The sequence below is a fragment of the Streptomyces sp. NPDC028298 genome (assembly GCF_055565895.1).
In genome coordinates this window covers 202,107-219,179 of record NZ_JBVHTL010000007.1, presented here as the reverse complement: position 1 = coordinate 219,179, position 17,073 = coordinate 202,107, and the positions used below count along the sequence as shown (strand labels likewise).

Below are 17,073 nucleotides of genomic sequence, written 5' to 3'. Positions count from 1 at the left end.
TCTCACCACCCGTGGGTTGGTCTGACATCGCGGACAGGGGGTTCGCGTCCATCGGCACCACGTCGAAGGGAGCGGCGCCCGCAAACACCCCCGTCGTTCAGATTTCCACAGGAACAGTCGCAGCGGTGCTATTCGACCCGGGTCCTCCGCTCCACTTCCTTTGCGGACATCGGGGCTTGGATGCGGTAGACGTCGCCGACCCGCAGATTGCTCGGCGTGCTGTACTCGCCGTAGGTACCGATGACCGAGACGGCCACCTGGGAGTCGGGCTGCCAGAAAGTGCGGAAGTACGGCGCGTTCGCTGGGATTTCGGGGATCTCCAGCAGCGGGACGCCACGCCGCTTCAGCAGGCGTTCCAGCATTGCGAACCGAAGCCGGGGAGTGAACCTCCCATACCGGGCGCGGAGCCTTTCGTTGACGAGAGTGCGGTCCCGATACGCGAGCTTGTGCACTTGAAGGGTGAAGTGGTCGCCCGACCAGGGGTGGTCGACGCGCGCGCGGTTCCAGTAGAACTCGGCGAGGCCGTAGTCACGGCACAGGCTGCGGTCGCTGAAGGAGTTCTCGGCGAAGTCGGACCCGAGGATCCCCGTGACGCGGTCGGGAGAGTCGGCGGGGCCCAAACCGAGCACGGTGCCGGTAGTGACGACATCCACGTAGAACGAGAGGGAGTACGGAGTCAACGGCTCATCATTCTCGATCGGGCCGCCTCGATGTCCGGGACGTGTTCCTCGGCCCAGAGTCGTACGGCGCGGAGCGGGACGAGCAGGGAGCGGCCCAGTGGTGTCAGGGCGTACTCGACGCGGGGCGGGTTCTCGTCGTACGCGTGGCGGCTGACCAGACCGTCGGCCTCCAGCGAGCGCAGTGTTTCGGTGAGGACCTTTGGAGTGATGCCTCGGATATGCCCCTTCAGTTCGCTGAAGCGGCGAGGTCCCTCGTCGAGAGCGTTGACGACGAACACGGTCCAGCGCGCGCCGATGCGGTGGAGCACGGTGCGGCTGGGGCAGGTCGCCGCCATCACGTTGTAGGCCTTGCCCATCGCTGCTCCCAGTTCCGTTGAAGATACCGGTATCAAATCCATACCGTGGTGCTCGATCCTACGGAAGGAGTCGAGACACATGGAACGGATCCTGGTCATCGGCGGTGCACGGGCGCTGGGCGCCGCCGTCGCGAGGCGTGCGGCGAAGGACGGGTACGAGGTGGTCGTCGGAGCCCGCGATCTGGCTGCTGCCGAGGTGCTGGCGGCCGAGATCGGAGCCACGGCGGTGCGGGTGGACCTGCAGGACGAGTCGACGATCGCGGCCGCGGCGGAGCGGCTGAAGGACGGGGTCGACCACATCGTGACGACCGGTTCGGCGCCGCACGACGTTCGCGCGACCGAACTGGACCGCGACAAGCTGCTGGCCGCGTTCACGGCGAAGGCGGTCGGCCCGATGCTGGTGGCCAAGCATTTCGCGCCGGTGCTGCGGCCGGCCGGATCGATGGTGCTGTTCTCCGGCGTGGTGGGCTGGCGCCCCGGGCGGGGATCGCTCGTCAAGGGTGCCACGAACGGTGCGGTCGAGTACGTCGCCCGCCACCTGGCGGCGGATCTGGCGCCGGTACGCGTCAACGCCGTCTCACCCGGGGTGGTGGACTCGGGCACATGGGATCGCCTCGGAGAGAAGAAGACCGCGTTGCTGAGCAGGAGCGCGGCGGGGACCTTCGTCGGGCGTCATGGCGAGGCCGATGACGTCGTCGACACGGTGATGTGGCTGCTGCGTGCGGGCTTCGTCTCCGGCGAGACGATTCATGTCGAGGGCGGCGCCCGTCACAAGTCCGCCTGATTGCAACGGTGTTCAGTAACTCGTGGTGCGGAAGCGTCAGCGCGCTCGAAATGTGAGCGGATGCCGACGGCCAGCGTGCGGGGGATCGTCCGCGGTCCCGCCGCGCACGTGAGAGCTCCAACTGGGGATGGTGTCGGTTCAGCGGTGGCCTGATGGGGGAGCCCGTGACGAGGTGCCTGTGACGGGGGAGCGCATCGGGAGTTCATCCGTGCCGCAGTTGAGAGCGGAGACGGCATGCCGGGAGCCCTGACCGTCGCACAGCAGTCCGGTGTGCTCAGTGGGGGAGTCGATCGGCCACAGGAGCCCGGCGAACGACACCGCGGGGCCGAGTTCCTGCGAGGTCGCGGGCGGTGGACGACTCCGCCCATGTGTTCTCCCATGTGTGGGCTGCTTGGCGGGGCCCTAAAGGAGCCCTGGCTCCGTCGGCCGCGTGCGGCGGGTGGCCTACAACCCTGCGTCTGGGTTGGTGGGTTGGTGTCTGGTGGTCGGGTTGGTGGTCAGGTGGTGGTGGGGTCGGTGGTCAGGCGGTGGTTGGGTGGGGTGGGTGGTGTGGTGGGTCCGGTTGTGGTGGTGGTGAAGGTGGTTTGGTTGTTTTGGGTGCCGGTGATTTCGATGGTGGTTGTGGTGTTGTTGTCGGGTGTGATGCGGGTGATGTGGATGTGGCAGGGTTGGTCGAGTTCGGTGTAGCGGTGGAAGGTGGTGGTGGCGGTGGTGGGGGTGTAGTGGGGGGAGCCGGAGGCGTGGTAGGCGGCTTGGCGGGCGGCTTCGATGAGGACCATGCCGGGGATGTGGTCGGTGGGGTGGTCGAAGAGGGTGGGGTGGTTGTGGTTGGGGGTGAGGAGCCAGTGGTGGGGGTGGTCGGTGGGGGTGAGGACGACGTCGTGGGGGGTGCGGCGGTTGACGGTGGCGGGGGGCATGGGGGCGTGGTGGACGGTGCCCGGTGTGCCGGGGCTGTTAGTGGTTGCTGAGGCGGTGGCGGTGCCTGCCGTCCCGGCCGGGGTGCCTGCCGTCCTTGCCGTTCCTGTCGTGTCGCCGGTCGTGGTCGTTCCTGCCGTCCCTGCCGTCCATGCCGTCCATGCGGTGCCGCCGGGCGTGGTGGCTCCTGTCGTCCCGGCTGTTCCTGGCGTCCGGGCTGTTCCTGGTGTCCGGGCTGTTCCTGCGGTACCGCCCGTGGTGATCGTTCCCGCTGTTCCCGCTGTGTCGCTGGTGCCCGTAGTGTTCGTGCCGGCTGTGGGGATGGTTTCTGCCGTACTGCCCGCGCCGCTCGTGCCGCCTGCGGTGATTGCTGCTGCTGTGCCGGCGATGCTGTCTGTTCTTGCCGCCGCGTCTGCTGAGTCTGCCGTTCCTGTGGTGCCGCCCGCCGTGCCTGCTGTTCCCGCTGTTCCCGCTGTGTCGCCCGTGCCCGTGCTGCTCGTGCCGCCTGTGGTGATTGTTCCTGCTGTGTCGCCGGTGCCGCCCGCCGTGCCTGCTGTTCCCGCTGTGTCGCTGGTGCCCGTGCTGCTCGTGCCGCCTGTGGTGATCGTTCCCGCTGTGCCGCCGGTGCCGCCTGTTGTTGCCGTGTCCCCTGCTGTGCCGCCGGTGCGGTCTGTTCTCGCCGCTGCTCCTGAGGCTCCTGCTGTGCCTGCTGTTCCTGCTGCTCCCGTGGTGGGGGTGCCGCGGAGGCGGGTGTAGGTGGTGGGGTTGGTGGTGGAGAAGGTGGCGGTGCCGTGGGCGATGGGGGTGTTGTTGCGGTGGATGGTCATGTGGAGGGTGGCGCGGTTGATGGTGTGGCGGCGTTGGTTGAGGTGGGTGCAGTGGGCGTGGATGGTGAAGTCGGTGGGGGTGGGGCCGATGGTGAGGTGGTGGGGGTGGGTGGTGTAGGTGAGGTTCCAGAGGATGAAGTGGTGGCCGAGGGGGACGTTGAGTCCGGTGTGGGCGAGGAGCATGCCGGCCTGGCGGAGGGTTTCGGCGATCTGGAGGGGGTCGTGGGCGGTGCCGTCGGGGGTGGTGAAGTAGGGGTGGGCGCGGGGCCATTGGCCGGTGAGGGTGTAGGTGAGGGGGGTCTGGGGGGTGCAGGAGGTGAGGAAGACCTCGGCGAGGCTGGCGCGGTGGACGTACTCCTTGGGGACCGTGGTGGTCAGGCGGGGTAAGTCGTGTGTTCCCGGGCTGCTTTCGGTGGTGATCAGGTTCATGGCTGCCCCCCGTCTTGTAGCCGCGTCCGACGAGTCCATAAGATACGGACCTACCGGTTTTGTTGGCCGGAACCGCTAGGTAAAGACTTCACCAAGTTCATGCTGGAAACGTGAATAACTGCCTCCGTTTTCACGGTGCAGCAGCGAAAAGACCGGTTCGGGTGGGGGTGTGGGCCTGGTGGAAACCTGCTTGACGGTTTTCTTTCGTTCGGTGTGAGGTGGGTACCGGGGGAGACAACCGCCGGTGCGGGGGTGCCGGCCCCGCACCCGGGTCCTTGCCGTACGGCCCCGCCTTAGGCCGCCGCGGCACAGCTCCACCAGCTCCACCGCGGCTGTGTGACACGGCTCCACCAGTTCAACCGGCTCCACCTTCGGTTCTGCGGCGCGATGCCACCGGCTCGGTGCCGCGGCTCCACCAGTTCCACCGTGACTGTGCGACACGGCTCCACCGGCTCCATCTTGACTTTGCGTCACGGCTCCACCAGTTCGACCGGTTCCGCCTTCGGTTGGGCGGCGCGATGCCACCGGTTCGGTGTCGCGGCTCCATCGGTTCCACCGGTTCCACCAGCTCGACGTCCGGCCCTGTGATGCGGCTCCACCGGCTCCACCGGCTCCACCGGCTCCACCGGCTCCACCGGCTCCACGGTTGTGTTTCGCGGTTCTGCCGGCTCCACGGGTTCCAGCGGTTGTGTTGGCGCGGGTTCGCGTTCGGCTGCTGCGGCACGGTTGCACGTCGGCTGTGTGATGTGGCTCCACCGGCTCCATGTTCGACCGTTGCGGTGCGGTTCCACTGCTCCTCGTCCGGCTGTTCGGGCGTGGTTGCGTGTTCGGCTCTGTGATGCGGTTCCACCGGCTCCACGGGTCTCAGCGGCTCCAGGTTCGATCGTTGCGGCGTGGCTCCACTCGTTGCACGTTCGGCTGGTGCGGCAGCGTTCCACCGCTCCAGGTTCGGTTGTTGTGGCGCGGCTTCACGGGCTTCGCGTTGGGGTCTGTGGCGCTGCCTCCGTCGGTTCCGGGTTCGGCTTTTTGTGGTGCGGCTCTATTGGTTGTTGTGTTGTCGGTTTGTGTCGGGGTTTTTGGTTGTGTGAGGGGGAGATGGGGATGTCTGGTGGTCTGGGTTCGTTGAGGTTGGTTGCGGTGAATTTGGATGGTGTGTTGTTGGAGGATTCGTTCAGTCCGGTGATTTATCGGGTGGCTGGGGCGTATGGGGTGGCGTATAGCCGGGAGTTGGAGGCGGGGGTGTTGTCGCAGCCGCGTGAGGTGGCTGCGGGGGTGTTGGCGCGGGCGATCGGGTCGGGGGTGGGGGCGGGGTGGGTGACGGGGGTGTATTTCGCGGAGCGGGAGCGGTATGTGCGGGAGCATCCGGTGTCGTTGACGCAGGGTGCGTTGGAGTTGGTGGGGCGGTTGCGGTCGTTGGGGTTGGAGGTGGTGTGTTACGGGGGGTTGGGGGTGCGTCATTTCGATCGGTATCTGGGGGAGTGGCGGTCGCTTTTCGCGGGGCCGGGTTATGTGTGCACGGATGGTTTCCGGCCGGGTATCGGGGAGATCGCCGGGTGTTTCGGGCTGGGGTTTTCGCAGGTGTTGTTCATCGATGACGTGGCGCGGTTCGCGGGGCATGCGCGGGGGCTGAGGGTGCCGTTCATCGGGCATCCCTCCACGTTCCGGCACGGTTTCCAGCGGGAGGCGATGCGGGAGGTGGGGGTGCGGCATCTGGTGTCGCATCTGGGGGAGATCGACGAGGCGTTGCTGCGGGTGGTGGACGGCGAGGCGGCGCGGGACGCGGTGTGGCCGGGCCCCGATGCGGCCCCCGCCGACGCCGCCAAGAGCGCCGGTTCCGGTATGGGCGTGGATGCCGGTGTGTTCGCGGGCGCGGGTGCCGGTATGGGTGCCGGCGCGTTCGCGGGCAGGGGCGCCGGTATGGGTGCGCTCGCGGGCGTCGGTGCAGGTCCCGGCACCGGGGTTGGTGTGCTCGCGGGTGCGGGTGCGGGTGCGGGTGCGGGTGCGGGTGCCCCTGCCGGTGTTGGGGTGGGGGTGCTTGCGGGCGCCGGCGTCGGTGCTGGTGCGGATTCCGCCTTCGACGTGGGTGGCGGCGCCGGTGTTGGTGCGGGTGCCGGCGTCGGTGTGGGTGGTGGGTTGTGGGGGTGAGTGGGGGTGGTGCGGGGTTGTTGGAGGGGAAGGTTGTGCTGATCACGGGTGCGAGCAGTGGGATCGGTGCGGGTGCTGCGCGGGTGTTCGCGGAGCAGGGTGCGGTGGTGGTGCTGGCGGCGCGGCGTGGGGAGCGGTTGCGGGAGCTGGCGGGGGAGTTGGAGGGGGTGGGTGCGCGGGTGGGCTGGCGGGTGGTGGATGTGCGGTGCGGGGATGAGGTGCGGGCGTTGGTGGAGTTCGTGGTGGAGCGGTACGGGCGGTTGGATGCGGCGTTCAACAATGCGGGTGTGGGGCTGGAGCGGTCGCCGTTGCATCTGCTGGGGGACGACGCCTACGACACGGTGATGGACACCAATGTGCGCGGGGTGTGGAACTGCATGCGCCATGAGATCGCCGCGATGCTCGAGGGCGGCGGGGGTGCGATCGTGAACACCAGCAGTGTGGGGGGTCTGGTGGCCTCCTCGACGGGAGCGCCGTACATCGCGTCCAAGCATGCGGTGATCGGTCTGACCAAGGCGGCGGCGGTGGAGTACGCGCAGGCCGGTATCCGGGTCAACGCGGTGGCGCCGGGGCTCACCCGCTCGGAGATGGTCGACCAGTGGCTGCAGGTGCCGGAGGCGAGCCGGCGTGCGCTGCGCTCGGCGCCGGCGCAGCGGGCCGCGGAGCCCGAGGAGGTGGCGCGGGCGGCGGCCTGGCTGTGCAGCGAGCAGGCCAGTTTCGTGACGGGAGCGACGCTTGCGGTGGACGGAGGACGCACCGCCTGGTGACCTGCCCCGGCACGATCCCCGCACCGCCCGGCAGCGCGGGTGCCCGCCCGGCGGGCGGGCACCGTGACGGGGACGACGCCCAGGTGCTGACCGCCCGGGTGGTGACGGCGGGTCAGCGGCAGCGGCGTGCAGGTGGCACCGCGGGAGGCGGCGTGGCGTGGCGGTGGTGCGCGGGCGGCGCCGTGACGATGACGACGCCTGGGCTGGGACCGCCTGGGCGGTGACGGCGGGTCAGCGGCGGTGTGCAGGCGCCACCGTGGCGGCGGCGTACGGGCGGCACCGGGCGATGACGATGCCAGGGCGGTGACGGCGGGTGAGCGCGGGGGTGGTGTGCGGCGGCGCCGTGATGGTGGCGACGCCTGGGCGGGGGAGCGCCTGGGCGGTGACGCCGGGTCGGTGGGGGCGGCGCGCGGGCGGCCTGGTGGTGGTGACGGCGGTTCGGCGGCTGGGGTGGGGCGGTGGTGGTTCGGTCGTGGTGAGGATGCGGCGGGCTGCGGTGGTTCGGCGGCCGGTGCTGGTGGAGCGGCGGTGTGGTGGTGGCGCGGGGGTGGTGACGGCGGTGCGGTGGCGCCGGGTTGAGGGTGTGACAGGTGGTGGCGGGGCCGGTGTGAGGGGTGGCTGGTGGGGCCGGTGCGGCGGTGTGGTGCGGGTGGGTGTCGTCGCAGGTGCCGGGCGGGTGTGTGCCGGTGCCGGGGCGGGTGTGGGGTTGTGCCGGGGTGGGGGTGTGGTCCTGTCGGGTTGGGGTGTGCTGCCGGGGGTAGGAGGCTGACCGTGGGGTAAGGTACCTCACGTTCGGTTTTGTTTACAGGAGCGTGGAGGGTCCCATGGCGCAGCAGGAACGTGCAGTACGGACCCGGCGCGCTGTTGTGGAGGCGGCGGCGGCTGTTTTCGCCGAGCGTGGTTACGCGGCGGCGACCATCGCGGAGATCCTCGAGCGTGCGGATGTCACCAAGGGTGCTCTGTACTTTCATTTCGGTTCCAAGGAGGCTCTGGCGCGGGGGGTGATCGATGCGCAGATCACGGCGGATTACTGGGTGCCGCGGGAGTTGAAGCTCCAGGAGCTGGTGGACATCTGCATGACGCTGGCGCACCGGATCCCGCAGGACGTGGTGTTGATCGCCGGTATCCGGCTGTCCGCCGATGTGCAGGGGCGGGAGCTGTTCGGCAGTGCCTGGCCGGCGTGGACGGAGCTGGTGACGGCGAAGGTCACGGAGGCCAAGGAGCGCGGTGAGGTGCTGCGGCACATCGACCCGCACGAGACGGCGGAGTTCATCCTGGGCGCCTGGCTGGGCATGCAGCACCTGTCGGAGGCCTACGCCGGCTGGGCCGATCTGCCCGAGCGGGCCTCCACGCTCTTTCGGTACGTCCTTCCCGCGATCGCCACCCCGGCCGCCCTGGTCAGCCTGGACATCGCGCCGGACCGGGGCCTGCGGGTCATCGAGGAGGCCCGGCGTCTGGCAGCCCAGCCCCAGCCTGAGCCCGAGCCCCAGCCGGCGGCAGGCTGACCCGGCAACACCCCCCGGGTCCCGGCCACCGGCCCGCAGTCCTGCAGTCCCGTGCCCCACGGTCCCGCACCCGCGGGCCCGAACCCCGCGCTCCTGGCCGCGGGCCCGCACCCCGTGGTCTGCGCCCCGAGTCCTGTGGTCCCGCACCCAGCACTCCGCGGTTCCTTCGGTCCGTGGTTCCGCGCTCCGAGTCCCGCGTCCCCTACCCGGTGGTCGGTGTTCCTGGCCGCGGTTTCGTCCCCCGTGTCCCGCACCTCGTGATGCTGCGCCCCGAGTCCTGCGGTCCGCGCCCGCACTCCGTACTCCGCGCTCTGTGTCGGTGTTCCCGGGGCGCGCGGTCGCGGGCTCGTGGTCCGTGTCTGTGCGCCCTGTCCTCTCACGCTTGGTCCGGTGCTCCGTGTCGGGTGTCGGTGTTTCCGGGGGTGGCGGTGGGGTTTTCGGGGCGTGTTGGGGTCTGGCGGGGTGTGCAATCAAACCTGGCGGAAGGTTTCTCCAGGGGGCCGAGTGTCCGGCCGGTGGCGTCGGTGACGGCATGTTGTGCGGTCGTGTCGTTGGGGTGCGGGTTTCACCGGGGCGGGCGGGGTGCGGCGGGGCCTGTAACCGACCGGGTGACCTGTTCCGGGCGGGCCCGGCCGGGTGGTGGGGCGGCTGCCCTGTCCGGGCATCCCCTGGTGAACAGGGGACTTGCGGGCTCTGCCCGGTGAGGGTGTCGGAGGGAGAGTCGTTCCGTGCAGCAATAACCAACCAGACATGCGGTTTGATAAGGTGGTGGGGGGATGAGGTTGGTCGGCAGGGAGGGTGCACATGGTCAGGCAGGCGCGGGCGGCTCGTACGCGTGAGGCCCTCATCGTCGCTGCGGCCGAGGTCTTCGCCGACAACGGTTATGCGCTGGCCAGCCTGCCGGCGGTGAGCAGGCGGGCCGGGGTGAGCACCGGGGCGCTGCATTTCCATTTCGCCAGCAAGGAGGCGTTGGCGCGGGAGGTGGAGGGGGCCGCGGCCGATGTGGTGGGCAAGATGGCGGCGGGCTGCCGTGGTTCGGCGGACACTCTGCTGCAGTCGCTGGTGGACGCGACCTGCCGGCTGCTGGCCGCCGTGGCCGGTGATCCGGTGGTCAGGGCCGGTTTCAAGCTGAGCCATGATCCCTCGCTCAAGGGCGGGCAGGAGTCCGGGGGGCTGGTGCGGTGGTGGTGCGAGTGGGTGCAGGACCTCATCGCCCAGGCCGGGGAGGAAGGCGAACTGGCCGGCGGGGTCTCGCCCGAGGACGCCGCCGCGGCCGTCGTCGCCGCGACGGTCGGCTTCGAGACGCTCAGCGGCTGGGACCTCGAGTGGGTCTCGCTGGAGCGGACCGCACGGTTTTGGACCTTCCTGCTGCCCCTGCTGGCCGCCTCCCCGCAGCAGGTCCGCGTCGAGCCGGACACCGCCGCCGGCGCGGGCGCACCGCAGGACCCGGACGAAACCACCGAGTGACCGACCCCGCCCGGCGCCGGCCCGCACTAGCCGCGCCGCTCGGCACCGGCCCGCGCCGCCCTGCGCCGGGCGGGCCGACGGGGGCGGGAGCTTGCAGGGAGCGGTAGTTGACGGGCGTCGGCTGATGCCGGTGATGCTGACGGGTGTTGGCGCCCTCGGCGGGGGCCTGCGCAAGCGGGTGCCGCCCGAAGCAGGCGTGCCGACGGGAGTTGGGGGTGCCGGCAGGTGCCGCCCCCGGTGATGTCGACCTGGTTGCCGGTGGCGGGTGTTGCCTTGGGGTCGGTGGTCACCTGGGTCGGTGATATCGATGGTCGGCGGGGCTGGCGGAGGGCCCCGGGCCTGCGGTGCCCACGAGTCAGGGAACTGGCCGGAGATCGGCTGACGACGGTGCTGGCGGCAGGAGTCGGTGGTGCCGACGGGTGCCGCCCTAAGCGGGCGGGCCGACGGGAGCCGGGGGTGCCGTCGCAAGCCGGCCGGTGCTTGCCTCGGGCCGGTGACGCCAGCCCGGTTGCCGACGTCAGGTGTTGCCTTGGGCCGGTGGTGAGCTGAGTTGGTGGTGTCGTCGGCCGTCGGCCGTCGGAGGTCGGCAGGCGTCGGCGGATGCTGCTCCGGGTTGCGGCGCCATGCCGGGCCTGGCGCCGCCGAGGGTTCGGGAGTTGACCGGAGGCCGGCTGAATCCAGTGACGCGGGCGGGTGCCGTCCGTGGCGGGCGTGCCCCAGGGGCCGGTGATGCCATCGGAGGCAGCCCCCGAACCGGTGATGCCAACCCGGTTGCCGGGGGTGGGTGTTGCCTTGGTTTCGGCGCTGACCCGAGGCGGCGATGTCGACAGCCGGTGAAGCGCCGGGGGCTGGCAGGGGTCGGCGGGTGCTGCCCCCCCCGGCTGGTGATGCCAACCCGGAGGTCGGGAGTGGGTGTTGGCTTGGGCTGGTGCTGACCTGAATCGGTGATGTCGACGGCTGGCAGAGGCTGGCGGGCGTCGGAGGATGTCGCTCCGAGGTGCGGCGGTGTGTCCCGCGCCGGGTGGCGGTCGACGGGTCCGTGCGCTGGCCGGAGAGCGGCTGGTGTCAGTGATTGGGGGGCGGGTGCCGTCCGCGGCGGGCGTCCGACGGGAGCTGGCGATGCCGTCGGACGCCAACCCGGTTGCCAGTGGCGGGTGTTGCTTTGGACGGTGCTGGCCTGAGTCGTGATGTTGGCGGCCGGCCGGGGGCGGCGTGCGTCGGCGGATGTCGCTCCGGGTTGCAGTGGCATGCCAGGCCGGCGGCGCCGAGGGTTCTGGAGTTGACCGGAGGCCGGCTGATGCCGGGGGGCGCGGGTGGGTGCCGCCTGCGGCGGGTGTGCCGACGGGAGCCGGTGGGTGCCGTCCCCTGTGTGGGTGATGCCAACCAGGCTTCTGGTGGCGGGTGTTGCCTTGGGGCGGTGGAGACCTGAGTCGGTGATGTCGACGGTCGGCGCAGTGCCTAGGAGTCTGCGGGTGCCTGCGGCAGCGTGCCCCGGGCTCGTCGCGGTGGCGGTGTTCCGGGCCTGCGGATGGGCCGGGCTCGTCGCGGCGGTGGTGATGCGCCAGGCCGGCGGTATGGGTGGTGGGTGGTGGGGGAGCCGTGGTGTCTGGAAACCGTCTTCGGGGTCTGGTCGTGGGTCCGGGGAGTGGCCGGTTCCTGGGGCGGTTTCGTTGCTCATGTGGGGTGTTCGCCCTGTTTTAGGGGTGTTGGCTGGTGTGTCTTGCGGCTGCCTCGAGTCTGCGTCCATCCCGGGCGGGGCCGGTGTCCCGAGCGTTGACATACCGCTCGTGCTGTTTTTTACTGGGGGTGTCAGGGGACCGTTACGGACGGTGCCGGTGAATGGGGGAGACGCGTGGACATCGATGTACTGGGCACACTCGCCGTGCGGTACAACGGCGTGTCCATCACGCCCACGGCTCCCAAGCCCCGTCAGGTGCTGGCCCTGCTGGCGCTGAGGGTCGGTCAGGTCGTCCCGGTGGGGGTGCTGGCCGAGGAGCTGTGGGGGGCCAGGCCCCCGCGCAGTGCCCGCGCCACCCTGCAGACCTACATCCTGCAGCTGCGCGAACTCATCTCCGCCGCCCTCGACACCGGTGGCCCAGCGGCCGAAAGCCAGAACCAGCGCCCGCACCAAGACCAGCATCACGGCCAGGAGCCGAACCAGGGCCAGGATCAAGGCGAGGGCCAGGGTCAGGGTCAGATCCAGGGCCTGGGTCGGGGTGGGTGTGTGGGGGTTGGGCGTCGGCAGGCCAAGGATGTGCTGTTGACCGTGCCGGGCGGCTATCTGCTCAAGAGTGGTGAGGGTGTCAGTGACGTGCGGCGGTTCGAGCGGCTCGCCGGCAGCGGGTACCGGGCCATGGACGCCGAGGACTATCCCCAGGCCGCGCGGCTGCTGCGCCAGGCGCTGGAGCTGTGGAGCGGTCCCGCGCTGGCCGACGTCCGTACCGGTCCGCAGTTGCGTACCGAGGCCAAGCGGCTGGAGGAGAGCAGGCTGTGTGCCCTGGACCAGCGGGTCGAGGCCGATCTGCGGCTGGGCCGCCACCGTGAGCTGCTGGCCGAGCTGACCGTGCTGATCAGCCAGTACCCCATGCACGAGAGTCTGTGCGGCCAGTACATGCTGGCCCTCTACCGGTCCGGGCGCCGCGGTGAGGCGCTGGATGCCTACCAGCGGCTGCGCGCGACCCTGGTGCGCGCCATGGGCCTGGAGCCCTCGCCCGCCCTGGCCAAACTGCAGCGCTCCATCCTGATGTCGGGCCCCGACCCCTTCCCGGCCCGTCCCGCGGCAGGCGCAGGCGCAGGCGTGGCCCGGGTGGGCTGACACCCGGCCCCCGCGCCGGCCCCGGCCCCGAACCCGGCCTGTCCCCAGGCCCCGTGGCGGCCGGTATCCGGTCTGTACGTCTCTCCACCAGGAATCGAGCAGCGCTCGGCTGCGGCCGGGCAGCGTTGATCACACCGGAGGAGGAGATCACGCATGTCGTCGCAGCGCAGACACTGCGCCCGGCACACCGCCGAGGTCGCGGCCCCCGCCGGCGTCGTCTACGGCCTGCTCGCCGACGCCCCGCGCTGGCCCGTCCTGCTGCCCTCCTACATCCACGTCGAACGCCTCGACGCCACCGCCGACGGCGACAGCCTGCGGCTGTGGCACCTGCACGGGGGCCGGGTGCATGCCGCGCGGGTCCGCCGCGTCCTGCACCCCGGCCCGCGCCGCATCGAGTTCGAGCACCAGGACCTTCACGCGCCCGGCGCGCCGACGCACGGGTACTGGAACGTGTCACCCCAGGGGCCCGGCCGCTGCCTGGTGACCCTGCACCAGGAAACCCCGGCCCCGCCCGGCCCGCCGCCCGGGGTGCCCGGGGTGTCCGACACGCCTGGCGCACCCGGCCCGTCCGGCCCGCCCCAGGTGCCCGACACGCCCGGCGTGTCCGACCCGCCCGGGGTGCCCGACCCGTTCGGCGTGCCCGGCGCGCCCTGGGTGTCCGACGCTCCCGGAGCGTGCGACGCACCCGGGACACCCGGTATGCCCGGCGTGTCCGGGGTGCCCGGCCCGTTCGACGCGGCTGACGCGCCTGACGCGTCTGGTGTGTCCGGTGCGCTTGAGGTGCGGGTGCGGGCACAGGTGGCGGCGGTGCGTGCGGCGGCCGAGCGCTGGGACCGTCTGGACGAGCTGCTGCTGTCCTTCGAGGACAGTCTCCGCGTCTGCGGTTCCCCGGAGATCGTCTACGACTTCCTCTACCGCATCGGGGACTGGGCCGATCTGGTTCCCCATGTCGAACGGGTGGAGACCGGCGAGGAGCGGCCCGGTGTGCAGCGCACGGTCGTGCACACCAGTGATCCCGGCACCGGGGACACGGCTGTCTTCGGGGGCGTGCGGCTGTGTTTCCCGGCCGCCGGGCGCATCGTGCACCGGCAGACCGTGACGCCCGATCCCATCGCCGCGTACTACGGGGAGTGGTCCCTGGAGCCCGACGCCTCCGGGGTACGGGTCGCGCACCGGCACCAGGTGATGCTCCGCGACAGCGTGCTGGAGCCTGCCGCGAAGGCCGGCGCGCTGCCCGTCGACGCCCGCCGCCAGGTGCGCGAGTGGCTCGGGCGCACCAGCACGGAGACGTTGACCCTGGCGCGCTGGCACGCCGAGAGCGCCCTGCGCCGGCTGCGATGAGGGCGCCCGGCGAGATTTCCGAAGCGACCGGCATCACGACGACGAGGAGATCGGCGATGGCCCCCACCCGGCCGCACCGGCAGTCCGGGCGGCCCCCGGCGACCCCGGCCCCCCACACCGGGACCCAGCACACGGCCCCCGCCCAGCAACTCGACGACACGGTGCAGCACGAGGCGCCCACCCCGATGCCTGCCGATGTGCCCGGGAGCGCGGTGCAGTACGCGGCGCCTGCCCCGGCACCCGTCGGCGTGGCGCCCGCTCAGGAACTCGACGCCGCGGTGCGGCACGACGTGCCCGCCGAGGTGTCCGGGAGCGCGGCGCGGCATGCGGCGGCTGTCCCGGTGTCCGCCGGCGTGGCGCCCGCTCCGGCATCCGATGGCGCGGTGCGGCACATGGCGCCCGCTTCGGCATCCAATGGCGCGGTGCGGCACAACGTGTCCGACGGGGCGGAGCAGTACGCGGCGTGGCTCGCTGTGCTGCTGGGGGATGTCCGTGATCCCGCCAATCCCTATGGCCGTGCCGCGCTGTGGGCCCGCGGCCAGGGCGGCCTGCCCGCCCCGCCGGCCGGGCTGCCCGGCCCCGACGGCCTGCCCGCCGATCGGCTCGTCCGTGCTCTGGGTCCGATCTTTCGCCGGGATCTGGCTCTCGCCCATGCCTGGAGCATCGGGCCGCCGGCGAGCGCCCCGGTGCCGCATCCGGCGGCCGCCCTGCTCGGCCCGGCCGCCCTGCTTGCCGCGGCCGGCACCGTCCTGCGCGGTGTGGCCCGCATCGTGGAGGGCCTGAGCCGCTACGAGGCGGCGGCCCGGCAGTGGCGGCCGGTCCTGGCCACCGTCTTCGCCGATCTGCTGGCCTGCCGGAGCCTGACGGACGCGGCCCTGCGCGCCTGCCCCGCCCCCGACTGGCCCGACACAGGTGACGGCGACGGGGACGGCGAGTTGCTCGCCGCGGTCGTGGCGTATCTCGTGCCCCAGCTCGCCGTCGAACTGCTCGGGGATCTCGAACTGGTCCTGAACGAGTGCGGGTTCGACGCCCACACCGTCGAACGGCGCGCCCTGGCCAGGGTGGTACGGGACCGGGCGCTGGCCGGGGCCGGCCCGGCGGCCACCGGTGCCGCCCAGGCCCGCATCGTGCGCGCGCTGAACGCGACGGGCGGCCCGGACCGCCACGAGGGCCACGAGGCCACACCACCCCCGGCACCGGCACCGGCCCCGCTCCACGACACCGCCACCCCGGGCACCGCCACCGCCTCCTGCACCGCAGCGGTCCCCGGCAGCACCGGCCCGCAGACCGCCACGCCACCGCCGGCCGCCGCCCGGCTGTCGCCCGCCACCGCGACGCCACCGGCCGCCGGCACCGACCCGACCGGCACCGCCCTCGCCCCTGTCGGCTCCGGCTCCGGTGCGCCGGCCGCAACGACCCCGCCGCCCACCGCCACCGGCATCACCGACACCGGTAGTGGCACCGGCGTCGATGCCGCTGCTGCTGCGGGTGCCGATGGGGCCGCGCTCGCCCGGATCGGCCGCCGGCTGGCCGCCGAGCGGCGGGCGCTGCGTGGTGCGTGGGCGTGCACCGCCGGGCACGATGTGGCCGACCCGGCGCTGCGCGCGCTGGCGGACCGTCAGGCTCTGCTGGTGCTGGCCGACCGGACGACGGCCGCGCGGGAGGCGGCCGTCCGCGCGCGTGATCCCTTCCTCGCCGGCGCCGGCTGGGCGCTGCTGGCACTCGGCCGGATCACCGTGCGGCTCGGGCTGCCGCTGCCCGCCGGCATGCCGGACGCGCAGCCGGGCGTGTGGGACGAACTGGCCCGCCGCGCGCTGCACGCCACGGACGAGGACCTGTACGCGGCGGGGCCGTCGTGGTGAGCGGCGGCGCGGCACCGCACGAGCACGAGCACGAGTACGAGTACGAGCACGAGCGCGGGCACGGCCGCACACCAGCGCCGCCGGTGGTGCCGGCGCCGTGTCATGTGCCCGGGCCCGACGGGCCGTGGGAGCAGGTCCAGGAACACGTCGAACAGACGGGACGGGCGGTGGTGCACACCACCTGGGGCCAGTGGCTGGCACCGGCCCTGCTCGACCCCGACCTGCGCGCCCTGCTGGGCCGCGACTGGCCGCGCTACCGCCGGCACCCGGCCCCGGCCGGACGGCTGATCCTGGCCGTCTCCCGGATGGTGCTCAAGCACACGGCCGCCGCCGTCCTGCAGGTCCCCGCCGCCCGGCTCGACCTCGCCGCCCTGCCCGGCGGGCGGCCCGTGCTGCGCGGGCTGGGCGCGGACGTGCAGGTCAGCCTCGCCCACACCGACGAGCTGATCGTGGCCGGCGTCAGCCGCACCGGTCCGCTCGGGGTGGACGCCGAGCCCGCCGGACGCCGGATCTCCTTCGAGGCGCTGCGCGAGCACGTGTGCACCGCCGAGGAGGCCGGGCGGCTGGCGGCCCTGCCCGAACCCGAACGCACCCAGGCGTTCCTGCGCCTGTGGACCCTGAAAGAGGCCTACGTCAAGGCACTCGGGCACGGCATGCGGCGCCGCTTCTCGGCCATCGGCTTCACCTGGGACACGGCCGCAACCGCCCGCCTCACCGGGGACAGCACCGGGCAGTGGGCCTTCGCCACCCACCTCGTCGACGGCCGCTACCTGGTCAGCCAGGCCCACCACTCAGGCCAGGACCGCCACCCGGGCCAGGCTCACCATCCAGGCGAGGCCCACCACCCGGGCGAGGCCCGCCACTTGGGCGAGGTGGACCTCCCAGGCGAGGTGGGCCTCCCGGGCAAGGTGGGCCTCTTGGGCGAGGTGGGCCTCCCGGGCCAGGTGCATCCCCCGGACGCCGCGCCACCGCAGCCGGACCCACCGAGCCCCCCGCCCTCCGCGGACCGGCCGAGCTCCCCGCCTCCCGCGGGGGCGCCGCACCCGCCGCGCCCGGTGTCCCCGGTGCGGCCGCCGCTCGGCGGGCGGGTCCTGGACTTCCCCGGACGGCGTGGTTCCGGACAGCGGTGAGCAGACATGGCAGTGGGGGGACGACGGCTTGTGGCCGGCCGTGCAGAAAC

Annotated in this window: 12 protein-coding genes; 9 read left to right on the top strand and 3 right to left on the bottom strand. The window is 72.2% G+C overall.

From position 1 onward, the window contains the following. Positions 1-128: 128 nt before the first annotated feature. Both ACZ4TO_RS29295 and ACZ4TO_RS29290 read right to left on the bottom strand, forming a co-directional pair. Positions 129-680, bottom strand: coding sequence for a hypothetical protein (locus tag ACZ4TO_RS29295; protein ID WP_468025679.1), 552 nt, complete (start codon positions 678-680; stop codon positions 129-131). Continuing rightward, a complete protein-coding gene (locus ACZ4TO_RS29290; protein WP_468025678.1) occupies positions 677-1,036 on the bottom strand; it encodes a winged helix-turn-helix transcriptional regulator in 360 nt (119 codons plus the stop codon). Before ACZ4TO_RS29290 ends, ACZ4TO_RS29295 begins: the two co-directional genes overlap by 4 nt. 79 nt (positions 1,037-1,115) lie before the next feature. Here ACZ4TO_RS29290 and ACZ4TO_RS29285 point away from each other — a divergent pair, with 79 nt between their 5' ends. Continuing rightward, positions 1,116-1,820, top strand: a complete 705-nt coding sequence (locus ACZ4TO_RS29285; RefSeq protein ID WP_468025677.1) for an SDR family oxidoreductase — start codon at positions 1,116-1,118, stop codon at positions 1,818-1,820. Positions 1,821-2,317: 497 nt separating this feature from the next. Here the strand turns inward: ACZ4TO_RS29285 and ACZ4TO_RS29280 are convergent, their stop codons facing one another. Further along, on the bottom strand, positions 2,318-3,991 hold the full coding sequence (locus ACZ4TO_RS29280; RefSeq protein ID WP_468025676.1) for an AfsA-related hotdog domain-containing protein: 1,674 nt from the start codon (positions 3,989-3,991) through the stop codon (positions 2,318-2,320). Positions 3,992-5,092: 1,101 nt separating this feature from the next. Between ACZ4TO_RS29280 and ACZ4TO_RS29275 the strand changes: the two genes are divergently transcribed. From ACZ4TO_RS29275 to ACZ4TO_RS29240, 8 genes are all read left to right on the top strand, one after another. Continuing rightward, positions 5,093-6,136 carry an HAD family phosphatase gene (locus ACZ4TO_RS29275; protein WP_468025675.1) on the top strand — a complete coding sequence of 348 codons (1,044 nt, stop codon included), beginning with the start codon at positions 5,093-5,095 and terminating at the stop codon, positions 6,134-6,136. Next, on the top strand, positions 6,133-6,903 hold the full coding sequence (locus ACZ4TO_RS29270) for an SDR family NAD(P)-dependent oxidoreductase (protein WP_468025674.1): 771 nt from the start codon (positions 6,133-6,135) through the stop codon (positions 6,901-6,903). The genes ACZ4TO_RS29275 and ACZ4TO_RS29270 overlap by 4 nt, the downstream gene beginning before the upstream one ends. 824 nt (positions 6,904-7,727) lie before the next feature. Beyond that, entirely contained in the window at positions 7,728-8,408 is a 681-nt protein-coding gene (locus ACZ4TO_RS29265) for a ScbR family autoregulator-binding transcription factor (protein WP_385042000.1), read from the top strand. Positions 8,409-9,212: 804 nt separating this feature from the next. Further along, positions 9,213-9,875, top strand: a complete 663-nt coding sequence (locus tag ACZ4TO_RS29260) for a ScbR family autoregulator-binding transcription factor (RefSeq protein WP_468025673.1) — start codon at positions 9,213-9,215, stop codon at positions 9,873-9,875. Between the two features lie 1,852 nt (positions 9,876-11,727). Then, the gene (locus ACZ4TO_RS29255) at positions 11,728-12,690 is read left to right on the top strand and encodes an AfsR/SARP family transcriptional regulator (protein ID WP_468025672.1); all 963 of its coding nucleotides are present in this window, start codon (positions 11,728-11,730) and stop codon (positions 12,688-12,690) included. 153 nt (positions 12,691-12,843) lie between these two features. After that, positions 12,844-14,031 (top strand): aromatase/cyclase, encoded by a 1,188-nt coding sequence (locus ACZ4TO_RS29250; RefSeq protein ID WP_468025671.1) that lies wholly within the window; start codon positions 12,844-12,846, stop codon positions 14,029-14,031. A 56-nt stretch (positions 14,032-14,087) separates the two neighbouring features. After that, positions 14,088-15,893, top strand: a complete 1,806-nt coding sequence (locus ACZ4TO_RS29245; RefSeq protein WP_468025670.1) for a hypothetical protein — start codon at positions 14,088-14,090, stop codon at positions 15,891-15,893. Then, complete coding sequence (locus tag ACZ4TO_RS29240; protein ID WP_468025669.1) at positions 15,890-17,023, top strand: 4'-phosphopantetheinyl transferase family protein; 1,134 nt, start codon at positions 15,890-15,892, stop codon at positions 17,021-17,023. The genes ACZ4TO_RS29245 and ACZ4TO_RS29240 overlap by 4 nt, the downstream gene beginning before the upstream one ends. The last annotated feature ends 50 nt before the right edge of the window (positions 17,024-17,073 follow it).